Source organism: Sphingobacterium sp. KH_072, assembly GCF_057837975.1.
In genome coordinates, this window is sequence record NZ_CM174457.1 from 2,186,782 (window position 1) to 2,199,658 (window position 12,877).

Genomic DNA, 12,877 nt, shown 5'->3' on the forward strand with positions numbered 1-12,877 from the left:
CCACTCACCATCATCTGCAAACTACTTTATCAGAGGTATTCAAGAAAATTCCTAAAGCATTCTAAGAAACGAAAAAAAGCCATTTCTCTATCGAGAAGTGGCTTTTTCATTTTTACTCCCACCTGGGCTCAGATCAGCGACGAAAATAGTAATAGGCTTTTGCATCGTTCGATGAGATCCTCTGCATCCATTACCAAAAATTTGAGCAGCACCAGCGAAGTGCCTAGCACCAAATTGTTTCACAAAAACAATGACTAATAAAATATGCCATTACTTTCGCACGGTGAAAGTAATGGCATATAAATTAAAATTTAATTAAACTAGGAGCTTTCATGATAAAGCGGTCCAATACACCATCAGCCACCTTCACCGGCCCTTCAAAACGGGTTGCACCAGGGATGGATTGGATAGCCGTAGATTCGGCGGCATACTTTTTTGCTTGGTCAAAATGGCCGTTTGCAGTCGAATCGCCTTGGTTGGCAGCCTCTAATCCAGCGGCAGTGGATGAAAGCGCTTTCCCCCACAAAACCATAGCGTCTAACCATGGCTGAGCTTCGGTAATAAAACCTTTGTCTACATGTCCACCACGAATGATGTCTGGCGCGTTGGTAAAACGAACTGCGTGCTGTGCCAGCTGCGTTATCGCTTGCTGCCGACTGTGCGCATCCCCATTCGCGATAGCGTCCTCCACCTCATCAAGAATTGATTTTAGGTAAGGCGCCTGTAGCTGCCAAGGATGAGTGCCAAAAGTTGGCGCAAGACGCTGTGTATCAAAGAATGTTAGCAACGCGTCACTAACCTCTGGATTCCATCCCGCAAGCTCTCGTGCAGCAAACTTCCACGTTCGATCGGCATCGTAATCTTTATCATTCCAAGCAAAGGCCACGACCCCAGTAACAGCAACACGGCTCGCTACTTCTTGGTTCATTGGGTTGGACACGATCCCCGACAATTCTTGCGACAAGCCCCCTTCACGCTGCATATAAGGTGCTAGCAATAATCTTCCGGTCGACTCGCCGTAGTCGTTTACTGGATAATTATCCCACAAAAATGTTTTTCGGCCAAATGCTTTCGTTGCATTACGGGCATCTGAAATTGAAATAGATGGCGGCACCACATCAGTCCCAGTCCATTGCACAACTATTGCAGGATTAAGATGCTCCCGTAGCGCCGCTTTGTAAGGCGTTTCTTTTGCATCGTAATACTCAGTTGGCACCATAATCAAAGGAGGTGCTGTGGGATCAACCTTTGTAATATCAGCTTGCACCGCGTTTAGCAGATGTGCCTGCGCACGAGCAGCGGCCTCAGCGCCTGAAGGTCCAAAAGTAATCGAATCCAGTTCGCAGTTCCACTGCTTATATTCGATATCGTCTAGCGCAACATAGAAACTGCGAATGCCCAACCCGCGAAGAACTTTGAATTTGCTGAGCAATGCCTGTAGGTCGTTTGAATCGGAAAAGCAAACGGTTGGCCCCGGAGAAATCGCGTACACAAAGTTGACATGGTTATTTTTAGCTATTGCTGCAAGTTGTTCGAGCTCTTTTAAGATTGCTGCAGGATAAGGCTCACGCCAGCGATCTCGTGCGTAGGGATCGTCTTTTGGACTATAAATAAATGTATTTGCTTTTACCGTAGCCAAAAAGTTGATGTGTTTTTCCCGTTCGTCCATAGACCATGGTTTACCATAAAAACCTTCAATCGTACCTCGGATCGGCAATGCCGGATGGTCGTTGATTACTAACGCAGGAAAAACAGCGCGATTAGCTAATTGGCGAAACGTCTGTGCAGCATAGAATAGTCCATCGGTGTCTTTGCCCACCAATGCGATAAGTGCTCCTGCATCAATTGGTTTACTTGCCAATGTATATCCACTCGCAGCAGTATCCACCGTATTGGTTATTTGTTTAAGGGCATCACGCACCTGCGGATCCTGCTGGGTACCCAACACGATATACGTGGCATCTAGATTTCTAGGAAGTTTCTTTGCTGTCTTTACAGTTTGTACACCAGCGTCTTTTAGAACTTGAGCGATTAATGCGCTCGTTCCTGCATCAACCGTTGATGAAGAGACAATCACCACCGATTTCCCCAAGGTGAAGTTGCCTTTTCCAAGTTCCATGGATACAGGCGTTGGAAAAATTGCTGGCATGGTAGACGCCTGTGATAAGGGCGAATTGGTCGTTAAGAGTTGTCCTTTAGGAGATTGGGCGAAAGTCGTGCTTGCCCCCAAAAAGGGTATTGCAACGACAGCTAGTAGTAGCCTTTTGAGATTTTTATTCATAATACCCAAATCTAAAAAATATCGCTGTTTTTATAGAAAAATTGATAGCTGATTTACCGGATATAGATCATAAGTGTGCTTTCATTAATTGACAACAGAAGCTTTCCTTACTTTTTCCCGCACCTTTTGTTTAGGTAATATCCTGTTATACTCTGCTTGTTTTGTGCAATCTCGAAGGGTACTCCTTCTGCAACAATTTTTCCACCCTCAGGACCAGCTCCAGGGCCGATATCCATAATCCAGTCGCTCTGTGCCAATACGTCCAGATCATGTTCAACCGCAATAACTGTGTTTCCTGCATCTACAAGACTATTTAGCTGTACCAAAAGCTGCTCCACATCCGACGGATGCAGGCCAGTTGTTGGTTCGTCTAAGATGTATAGCGTATTTCCTTTACCCACGCGTAGGAGCTCTGTAGAAAGTTTCACTCTTTGCGCTTCACCACCTGATAGCTCCGTAGCAGACTGTCCTAATCGGAGATACCGCAGCCCGACTTGTTTTATAGTATCTAATGATCGCGATAGTGTGGCAACATCTATAAAAAAATCATGTGCTTCGTCTACCGTCATCGATAAGATTTCTGCAATATTTTTTCTATTGTATTTTATATCTAGAACTTCCTGTTTGTATCGTGATCCCCTACATACAGGACATGGTGAATAGACGCTCGGTAAAAACAGCATTTCGACCATCACCGATCCCTCTCCTTTGCAGTTTTCACATCTGCCTCCCGCAACGTTGAAAGAAAATATTCCGGGACTAAAACCTGCACGATTTGCCTCCGCCGTTTTTGCAAATAATGACCTAATAATATCAAAAAGACCGGTGTAAGTCGCCAAGTTAGATCGTGGTGTCCGCCCAATTGGTTTCTGATCCACCACAATCAATCTGGTTAGCTTGCCGTCTGGAACCGCTATACTTCCCGACACAACATCTACCGAATCAGCCTGCACTATGAAGTCTTCTTGATCCATTTCTTTATGGATAGGAGGCGTTCCCAAATAGGTGGAGGCTAGATCTACTAATGCTTTACTTACCAAAGAGCTCTTGCCAGATCCGGAGACACCCGTTACACTGGTGAATACGCCTAAAGGAAATTTAGCGCCCACATTTTCCAGATTATTTTTGTTGATATTCGATAGCTTAAGCCATCCGTCTGGTTTTCGGATTTCTTTTTTTAATAGTTGTCCAGCACCCAAATATTTTCTAGTTATAGATGCTTCTACATTTAGTATACCTTTTGGCAATCCACTATAAAGGATATTTCCGCCATTTTCACCAGCTAAAGGTCCTACATCAACAATCCAATCGGCATGACGTATCACTTCCATTTCGTGCTCTACTATAAACACCGAGTTACCAGCAGATTTTAAACGATCTAAGGCTCGTAATAGCGCTTGTGTATCAGATGGGTGAAGTCCCGCTGATGGTTCATCCAATATATAGGTAACGCCAAACAAGTTGGATCTAACCTGAGTTGCTAATCGTATACGCTGAAGCTCGCCTGCCGACAATGTTGGTGTAGTTCGATCGAGCGTCAAATGACCTAAGCCAAGGTCTATAATGATATCCAACCTAGATAAAACATCCGCTGCAATTCTGGTTATAACCAGCTCCTTCTCCACATTTGTGACTAGTGAGTCTGCGGATTTTTTATTCCCGGCATATCGTAAAAAGATATCGTGCAGATCTTTAATAGACAATCGGGACATTTCCACGATATCAAGACCATGAAATGTTACCGATAGCGACTCACTTTTAAGCTTTTTTCCCTTGCAAACTTGACATTCCGCATTCATCATAAACTCTTCTGCCCTCTTTTTCATGGCTGCGCTAGGCGAATTTTTGAATGTATGCAGGAGATGTCTTTTTACGCTGGTAAATCTGCCTATGTAGTTCGGTTTTAGCTTTTGCGCTATAGCCTCCTTTACTTGGTGTACATTCATTCCTTTATATACGGGAGCTTCGGGCTGATCATCCGTAAACAAGATCCAATGACGGGTTTCTTCTGGCAATTCTTTCCATGGCACATCTACGTCGTAACCTAGACTCGTCAGTATCTCCCGCTGGTTCTTACCATTCCAACCATTTGGCCAAGCAGCGATCGCTTTCTCTCTGATGGAAAGTGATTCATCGGGAACCATGAGTTGCTCCGTAACATCAAATACTCGTCCGATACCCTGACAGTACGTGCAGGCTCCAGCCGGATTATTTGCGGAGAACCCATCCGCATAGATGATATGTTGATTCTTCGGATAATCACCACATCGCGAGTACAATAAGCGTAGTAGCGTCGATAATGTTGATAGGCTACCTACAGACGATCGAATGCTTCCACCTCCACGATTTTGCTGCAACGCAACCGCTGGAGGCAAGCCGTCAATTTGCTCCACCTCTGGAACTGCCATTTGATTAATCAGTCTTCTGGCATACGGAGAGATGGATTCTAAGTACCTTCTTTGCGCTTCCGCGTATAATGTTCCGAATGCTAATGACGATTTCCCGGAACCGGATACTCCCGTAAATACAACCAGTACATTTCTGGGGATTTTGACATCAATGTTCTTGAGATTGTTTGTGCGGGCTCCTTTAACGATTACGAATTCTTGTGTATCTAGGATGTTTTCTTTCATAGAAGTTGTATACATGCAATTTTTTTGCCATCCGGTAGATGATCTTTAATTTGTATCCGCCCTACGAACTACAAGTTAGCTGATTTTTGAAGTTCTGAGGATAAAGAAGCTTTAAGTTTTTATGGTTTATGGACATGATATTTTCCAGCGTATGTTTTAACCACTGAAATGGATTGACCTGATGTTTTTTGCAGATAGCAAAGAACGAGTAGATCATTGCCGCACGCTGTGCTGCTTCATGGCTTCCTGCGAAGAGGTAATTTTTTCGTCCCAGTGCAACCGGGCGAATAGCGTTCTCGACAAGATTATTATCTATATGCAGATTTCCATCATACAAGTATGCTGATAGCGCATCCCATCTGGCGTATGCATAGGCCATTGCTTTACCAATCTGACTTTTAGGAAGTGTATTTTTTATCTCTTCAAAGATCCATTTTCCCAGTTCGTTGATAACAGGCAGTGATTCGGCCAGACGGATTTCTTTGATCTGTTTGGCATCAAGCTCACCTTCTTTGACCCGACTTTCAACAGCGTAAAGTTTTTGGATCATCAATAATGCCTTTTCAGCTCTTTGCTTGTCATTATCCAGTGCTTTCTCAAACTCACGGCGCGCATGTGCCCAGCAAGCAAGGTGTGTCACCTGTTTCTTTTTACCGTATTTTTCATACACTGCATAGCCGTCCGTCTGGAGATAACCTTTGAAGTTTCCAAGCATCGGTACAGCAGCAATACCACCGCGGGTAGGGCTATAATCAAATAATACGGTTCCCTCCAATGGAGCATGGTATGCCCAATAATAACCTTGGTGGGTAGCGCCTTTTTTATCGCTGTCCAGTACTTTTATTGGGGTCTCATCTACCTGCAGATACCCTTGAGCTTTGGTATCGAAGACGAGTTGTTCATACAGTGGTTCCAGTTTTTCTAGCGCTTGTCTGGTCCATCCTTCGATGGTTGAGCAGGCTATCTGTATGTTTTCCCTGGCAAAGATCTGCTTCTGTCGATATAGAGGAAGGTGATCCATATATTTAGCGGTCAGGATCATCGACAGCAGGCCTGGCCCCGGTATTCCTTTATCGATTACCCGTTCAGGAAGTTCGGCGATGGATACAGCAGATCCATCTCTGGCGGCATACTTATAACGGATGTAACGTTTGATGTAGAACTTAGCAGGCTCGCATTCCAATTCTTCAGTAATTTCTTTTCCGATACAGACCATTTGGGACAGATCACCTTCGGGATGGATTTCAATCTCTTCCACAGCAAGGTGTGCAGGCAATTTAGCACGTCCTTTATGGTTAGGACGTTTACGGACATACTCGATTTTTTCTTTGATTTCTTCCTGTTGCTGCTCTACTTCAGCAGGCTCCGCATTGAAAGGGAGCATAGTCTGGTCAGGATTGCCTTCAAAGCGCTCACGCTTCTGTCCGAACTGCATACGCTTTAGCATTTCAACCTGATATTTTAAGTGATCGCGTTCCTGAATGAGGTGCTCTATCTTTACATCACGACTGGAAATGACCTTGAGAAGGTCTTCTTTTGAGAGGTTTTCCAGCGCTGTTTCCATATGGTGAATATACGAAAAAAGCGACTTTTATCCTATATGAAAGCCACTTTTAAGGTAAATAAAAACGTCTTTTTTGAATACTCTTTACGACCTGTATGCCTTCAACCATCAGTACCAGATCACTCAGGACAACTCGTTGTTTTTTGTGGACGGAGCAAGAAAAGTTCCACTTTCCAAACGTTTGTAATACAATACAAAGCCACCCTTTTCCCAATGCAATAACTTCATGTGCGTACGGCTACGGTTTAGGAAGACGAATACTTCACCACTGGTGGCTTGCCGTTGAATCACCGAACTGATCAATCCACAAAGTCCGTCAAAACTCTTGCGCATATCGCAATGGCCATCGTAGAGATAGAACCGATGCGAGGAACCCAATGAAAACATATCAATAAAGGCGGATCAACTGGGAAAGTAAACCAAGATCGGTATCTACCTTGATCCGCACCCCATTGGGATAGACAACCTCAATAGTACTGTTTTTGACGGCCTTATCGATCGATATAAAACGCCCGCTGGACGTATCGTCTTCTTTAATGCGCGAAAACCAGTAATAAAACGTAGCCTCATTGATCCCTTTTTCCTCGCAGTATCGTTTCTTGCTCCTGCCGCTCTGCTGCCAGTCTGCTATCATAGCAAACATCTGAACTCTTTTCTCTTCTTTGCTCATAAACCAAAGGTCTGATTTATCAAGAACTTAGGAAATATGTACTTCGACGGGCGGATACGATTTTTCTAAGGAACAATTGCAATTACGAAGAGAACAATTTGAAATGGCGTAAAAACACTAGTAGATGTATCATTAGCTGAAAGCCAAGTAGCTACAAATGAGCTTAATGCATTAACTAGTGAAAACAATTACATCAACTCGTTAATTGACCTAAAACAGCTGCTTAACATTTCCTATACAGATAGTATTGAGCTTGAAATTCCAGAAAACAGCATAGAAAATCTTTATATTACAGACACGTCAAACTCAAATGAATCCCTAGCACAAAACCCACTGATTGCGATAGCAAACATTAACCTGACAAAAGCTGAATTAGAGCAAAAAATTGCCAAGAACAGGCACATGCCAACAATATCTTTTTCAGGAGGATACGGAACCAATTATTCTTCTGAAAGAGTTGATTTTCAAACGGGAAACTTTATGCCATTTCTTAATCAAGTGAATCAAAATAGATCACTCAATTTTGGGCTATCGCTATCGGTTCCTATTTTTGATGGTTTTCAAGTCCGTAGTGCAAAAAAGAAGGCTGATATTAATATTTTGATACAAAAAAATGAGATAGAAAAGGTCAAGATGGAACAAGAGAAGATTTTCCAAAAGTCTTTGCAAGAATACCATCGATCAATTCAAGAATATAATGTTTCTAAAAAGCAACTTAAAAGTCTAAAAACCTCGCTTGACGCTTTGTCTGAACGATATGAATTGGGCTTGGCTTCGCCTGTAGACTTTTCAAAAGCATTATTGGATCATAATTTAAGTGAATTTATGGTGATAACTTCTAAATACAACGTGATGTACTACAATGAAATTATTAAGGTGCTAAATAGTAGCAGTTAAAAATTATATAAATTTAGATAATACCATGAGACACAAAAGAAAGTCATTTCAAATGTAGAAAAATGACTATTTAGATTTGCACACCCATTTGGGATCGAACCAAAAACCAAAAGATTTTAAGTCTTTAGAGCGGTTCTCTTCAATATCGTATTAAATCTCTGCTTCTCACCTACAGAGTTAATTTTTTTGATAATTTATAACATTCTAAAATTCTACGCTGTAACCTATTTGTAACTCTCTTTGAGTATTCTCATACAATTGGATTATCTACCCAGTAAATCTCTCAATGACTCCCCCCACTCCTAAGTTGTAATTTTTGATTTTAATGGTAAATATACTGGCCGAAATTATCTTGATTGGATTTCCAGTGATTTCCTAGGTCTGAATACGTAAGATATATTCATCACCCTCTTTGAAGGCATTGTTTAGTTCAAGTATCTGATGCATGCGGTGCATGTCTTCTCCTTTGATTGTTGCGCTAAACAGCTGCGCTTTCTGCAACATTCTAATGAAGGTGTCAGGCTCCTGTCTACGTGTCAATTGTCGGAGCTCACCAAGGTAATCCTCCCGAAAAACTGTCGGAATAATAATCTTGGTCTGTCCCTGACTAATCAGTTCCGCATTCATCATGACCCTTGCCAATCTACCGTTTCCATCGAAAAAAGGGTGTATTTCGCTGATCATGAACATCATGAAGGCCGCTTTTGCAAAAGGATGCCTCAGTACCCTATAGAAATCAAATCCCTGAACCAACGTTCCTGCAACAAGTGTCTGGTCTACAAATTCTGTGTCACCTGCGCGGTTGTTACGATCCTTGAACTCACCTGGATTTTTTGTTGATCTAGCAGCGAGCATTATCTTATGCCGATAACGCAAGATATGCACGAGCTCATCAGCATTTTTGGGAACGACCTTCATTTCCTCCCGATTACTGACAATTTGGTAAGTTCCAAGTACGTCGTGGGAATCTTCGTCCCTAGCGGGTAGCGGTTTTCCAGTATCAATGATTTGCAAGGCTTCTTCCACCTCAAAACGTGTACCCTCAATAAAGTTAGAGAAATAAGCTTCGTAGAAGGCAAAGTTTCGGAATGCCAATGGTGCTTGGTTGGCATCGGGGATGCTTGCAAATTCACGTTGCTGCAATTCTACAAAGAGTTTTTCGAAGAGTTCCAAACGTGCCGGATCATATGGATGTCCAAAAGCGCGGGCAATAGCTACCGAGGATTTCAGGATGTTGGATGTTTTGGTCGACAGCATTGCGCTAATAATGCGGTTTAGCTTAGCGAATTCTTTACTCATATCCAGTTGGTCACCTATCTCTCTCGCCCTGTCTCGGAATTCATTAAGACCCTGCTCACCTTTAACACGTACAATCTGATCAAGCTTTTCTTCTATCTGGGGAATTGTCCATGTTTTGGATTCAGCCCCAATCTTACGGGATTCTTGTAAATTTTCCAATAAGGCACGTTCCTGCCCAGAAACATAGAGCCCATCAGACAACAGCAAGTCTTGGGATAAATGCCCGCGACCTTGCATCAAATTCAGCGTAAGCCCGGGAAGTTTGACCTTCCTATCATAGGAATAAGTAAAAAACATATTTCCAGTATCAGTAGGTTTGAATTCCAGTGCCGATCGATGGCTGAGCACAATGCCCGGATATAGATGCCCGATGATCTTGAACCTGTTCCGATAGATGATGGCATCGGAATCTTCCTGAAGATTGGAAGTATATATCTTGGGTGCGATCTTTTTTAGCTTACCCTCTTTACCGAGTAAACTGATTGCCCTACTTACACGGGGATCGCTGGAAGAAAATATGATTTCCTGTAGATGGAGTGGAATATCTTTGTCCATGTTCTTGACAAACTTTTAGGATTAAATGTACTCAACAGATTTGTTTATGCAAATTTTTAAAACTATAATGAATAAATATGCAAACTTTTCCGATTATATCAAAATAATTGAATTTATTATCTAGCAAAAATTTCCTATTAAAATCATTAATAACTATCATTTTCGCAAATTTTTAAAGCTAAAAACCCCCTCGTATCGTAAATTTTTTAGATTAATTAAGTTCGACAAATACCAAATTATCTATTTCCAAACAGGTAAGGCTACCAAAACAGGTAAGGCTACCTTCCTTTAATAGAATCAGGATCAAATTTGTCGTTCAAAACCCAATATAGTTTACCTTCCGCAAAAGACATAAGTGCTGTGTCCACATCTATAAACTCTCCTGCCGCAGGTTTTTCTGGAGCTTCAGCAACTACTTTCTCAATTTTAAAGCGGTAATCCCCTGTGCTAATTTACGATAGTAACTTCTAAGTTTTAATTGCTTGCGGAGCCTCGTTCACTGCTGCAATATACTCGCTATATTAATGAGGCATTTCGTTCAATATTGATTTACCTTAAATAGCTATTCGCAGTAACGCGAAGCAGGCTTAATCAGCCCCACGAGAGCAATTGTAAATATGTTTAAGAATCGCCGTTTCACATAGCATTACTGCTTTTTAACGTACAGCAAACAACAAAGCTGCTAGCAGCAGTATAATCCCCAATACATCAGCCAATCGATGTATGGCTTTGTAAAGTATTTTCAGATGATCTTTCATATTATACCATTTCAAAACGTTCTGAATAAATCTGTTTCCAATTTATCCCCAAATTATGCAAGGAAATTTCTGTAATGTCCATCAATGGAGTCGGGCCACAGATAAAAAACATATAATTACTATGCTCTTTCGGGATATATCGAGACAATAATTCCTGCGACACGAATCCTTCTTCACCTTTCCAATCCTGCTCTGGCTCTTCTAGTACGTGAATAAGGCGGAGGTTCAATACATCACTTAAGTGATCCAGTTCTTCCCGAAATGTAATATTTTCCCAATCACTATTAGCATAAATCAAAACAATTTCTCGTTCGTCCTTCTGATCATGAAGCGTACGCAGCATACTCATCGCCGGTGTAATACCAATACCGCCCATTATAAAAAACAGATTAGCCGAGCAAGATGGTGTAAAAGCGCCGAAAGGTCCTTCCAGATAAGCCGTATCACCTAGCTTCAAATCCTGCCAAGTAGCTGTGAAATCACCTAAAACTTTTGCCGTTAGTTGGATCTTGGAATCCAATGCGCTCGAACATAACGAAAATGGATGTTGCTGCAAATCAAATGGAGTATCATTGATCGTAACCCAACAATACTGACCTGGTATATAGTTCATTTTTTTATTAGCGGCTTCAAGTACTATGGTATAGCATTCATTTCGTTCTTCAATTACTTGCCCTATTTTATAGGGATATTTACGATTCTGATACGGCCGAATGATCCGTGTATGCACCACTAAGTACATACAAGCACAGATAATCATAGCCAAAATAATTTTTTTCCATAATGGATCCATATAATGGGATACCTGAATAGCATGAACCAAGCCTATAAAAACAATGGCCAAAGCCAGAAAACCGTGAATTAAACGCCAATTCTCATAGCTGAGATTCATCGCTTGTCGCCACAAGCTGCTGCTTATGATCGCTAATAAAGAGATGGTTACTATACTTAGCGAAATCGCGCGCATAAAGTTGACTCGTGGATCAAAATAAGATATGTACGAAAAATCTGCCAGGAGTAACGTAATTGGATGAGCAAGTACGAAAAGAAAAGAGATGATGCCAATCTGCTTATGAAATTGCATTACATTATCTCCGCTATACACCGAAGCAATCTTTTGAAAACGTCCAGTAAAAATAAATTGCATCGCCATCATGCCCAAACCTATAAAGCCAAATGCTACACCAAGTTCTATCCAAAATTGCCGCACGACGGGAATTTCACCCACCAAGGCAAGCAACATAGGCATTAGTGACAAAAGAGTATAAATGAAAAGCCAGAGAAATCCGTTTCGATAAGTATAGTGCATAGGGATTAGATGATCGGTACTACCCTAACAACATGATATACTGGATAGTGTTTCTATTTTTATTACCAGATGCTGATTTTATCATTCCCTGAACGGTGTTTACGCCCAAAATTAGTAGGGATTAATGCATTTCCCAATCTGATAAACTCCGTCATTATACCCGAATTTTGACTTTAATAAACATTCAGGGATCCTAACTGTCTTAGAGAAGTGTAATACCACACGGGTATAGAATCACACGTAACCAAAGGAAGGATTATGATACCAGAACACAAAAAAGGTAAACGAGTGGATTGTTCGTCATCGGCCACACTTACAACTGAAGAAGAGGCAAACCAATTCTTCTTAGAAGCTAAAGAACGTCTTTTAGATATAAACAACTGGAATGAAGTGGCCGTATTACCGTCTTCCGTATTCGAATTGGCATACAGCAATGGCGCACATCTGAATCGAACAGCTGAAGAGGGCGATTTAGTTAAAATTGATATTCTAGGGCCAGGTTTGCCCAGCAGCGATGGCTATGATTGGGTTCGTATTGAGCGAATTACCGAAGAAGCCACATCAGAAAGTCAAAAAGTTTCCATCATGCTTAGGCCAACCACCGATCCCACACAGTCTGATAAAGATATAGCGCATTTTTTCCAAAATATAGCTACATCCACCATCGTGTTGGAACAGAAGGATAGAGAAGTTTCCGCCCAATATACCGGTAGAAACGAATTGATAAATGATGAAAGGGAGGGTTTAGCAGATAATATTCGAAATACCTTGATCGGCTTAGGAGTAAAGTTAGGTGGATCATATCCTCAATGGAAAGCTTTAGTCGCTGGAATAGTAAAGGATGTAAAATAAATGAATTTCAAAATGATTTAACTCTCCCACCCTGCCAAATAAATAGATCAATTACTTTG

9 protein-coding genes are annotated in these 12,877 nt (G+C 41.6%); 2 read left to right on the forward strand and 7 right to left on the reverse strand.

What is annotated here, in order from left to right; genetic code table 11:
- Positions 1-304: 304 nt before the first annotated feature.
- From AC3IRT_RS10135 to tnpA, 5 genes are all read right to left on the reverse strand, one after another.
- Entirely contained in the window at positions 305-2,281 is a 1,977-nt protein-coding gene (locus tag AC3IRT_RS10135; RefSeq protein WP_489393138.1) for a glycoside hydrolase family 84 protein, read from the reverse strand.
- Positions 2,282-2,388: 107 nt separating this feature from the next.
- The gene (locus AC3IRT_RS10140; RefSeq protein WP_489393139.1) at positions 2,389-4,914 is read right to left on the reverse strand and encodes an excinuclease ABC subunit UvrA; all 2,526 of its coding nucleotides are present in this window, start codon (positions 4,912-4,914) and stop codon (positions 2,389-2,391) included.
- 61 nt (positions 4,915-4,975) lie between these two features.
- A complete protein-coding gene (gene tnpC, locus AC3IRT_RS10145; protein WP_489393140.1) occupies positions 4,976-6,478 on the reverse strand; it encodes an IS66 family transposase in 1,503 nt (500 codons plus the stop codon).
- Positions 6,479-6,601: 123 nt separating this feature from the next.
- Positions 6,602-6,865, reverse strand: coding sequence for an IS66 family insertion sequence element accessory protein TnpB (gene tnpB, locus AC3IRT_RS10150; protein ID WP_489393141.1), 264 nt, complete (start codon positions 6,863-6,865; stop codon positions 6,602-6,604).
- 1 nt (position 6,866) lies between these two features.
- Positions 6,867-7,148: an IS66 family insertion sequence element accessory protein TnpA gene (tnpA, locus tag AC3IRT_RS10155; protein WP_489393001.1), complete on the reverse strand. Its 282-nt coding sequence runs from the start codon at positions 7,146-7,148 to the stop codon at positions 6,867-6,869.
- Positions 7,149-7,436: 288 nt separating this feature from the next.
- Here tnpA and AC3IRT_RS10160 point away from each other — a divergent pair, with 288 nt between their 5' ends.
- Positions 7,437-8,045 (forward strand): TolC family protein, encoded by a 609-nt coding sequence (locus tag AC3IRT_RS10160; RefSeq protein WP_489396124.1) that lies wholly within the window; start codon positions 7,437-7,439, stop codon positions 8,043-8,045.
- Between the two features lie 375 nt (positions 8,046-8,420).
- On the opposite strand, the gene AC3IRT_RS10165 is transcribed toward AC3IRT_RS10160, so the two are convergent.
- Together AC3IRT_RS10165 and AC3IRT_RS10170 are read right to left on the reverse strand one after the other, a co-directional pair.
- Positions 8,421-9,899, reverse strand: coding sequence for a Fic family protein (locus tag AC3IRT_RS10165; protein WP_489393142.1), 1,479 nt, complete (start codon positions 9,897-9,899; stop codon positions 8,421-8,423).
- A 759-nt stretch (positions 9,900-10,658) separates the two neighbouring features.
- Positions 10,659-11,900 (reverse strand): ferredoxin reductase family protein, encoded by a 1,242-nt coding sequence (locus AC3IRT_RS10170; protein ID WP_489393143.1) that lies wholly within the window; start codon positions 11,898-11,900, stop codon positions 10,659-10,661.
- A gap of 324 nt (positions 11,901-12,224) precedes the next feature.
- Between AC3IRT_RS10170 and AC3IRT_RS10175 the strand changes: the two genes are divergently transcribed.
- Complete coding sequence (locus AC3IRT_RS10175; RefSeq protein WP_489393144.1) at positions 12,225-12,818, forward strand: hypothetical protein; 594 nt, start codon at positions 12,225-12,227, stop codon at positions 12,816-12,818.
- The last annotated feature ends 59 nt before the right edge of the window (positions 12,819-12,877 follow it).

Coding starts and splice junctions, on each gene's coding strand:
- AC3IRT_RS10135 (WP_489393138.1), bottom strand. CDS start 2,281: ATGAATAAAAATCTCAAAAGGCTACTACTAGCTGTCGTTGCAATACCC.
- AC3IRT_RS10140 (WP_489393139.1), bottom strand. CDS start 4,914: ATGAAAGAAAACATCCTAGATACACAAGAATTCGTAATCGTTAAAGGA.
- tnpC (WP_489393140.1), bottom strand. CDS start 6,478: ATGGAAACAGCGCTGGAAAACCTCTCAAAAGAAGACCTTCTCAAGGTC.
- tnpB (WP_489393141.1), bottom strand. CDS start 6,865: ATGTTTTCATTGGGTTCCTCGCATCGGTTCTATCTCTACGATGGCCAT.
- tnpA (WP_489393001.1), bottom strand. CDS start 7,148: ATGAGCAAAGAAGAGAAAAGAGTTCAGATGTTTGCTATGATAGCAGAC.
- AC3IRT_RS10165 (WP_489393142.1), bottom strand. CDS start 9,899: ATGGACAAAGATATTCCACTCCATCTACAGGAAATCATATTTTCTTCC.
- AC3IRT_RS10170 (WP_489393143.1), bottom strand. CDS start 11,900: ATGTTGCTTGCCTTGGTGGGTGAAATTCCCGTCGTGCGGCAATTTTGG.
- AC3IRT_RS10175 (WP_489393144.1), top strand. CDS start 12,225: ATGATACCAGAACACAAAAAAGGTAAACGAGTGGATTGTTCGTCATCG.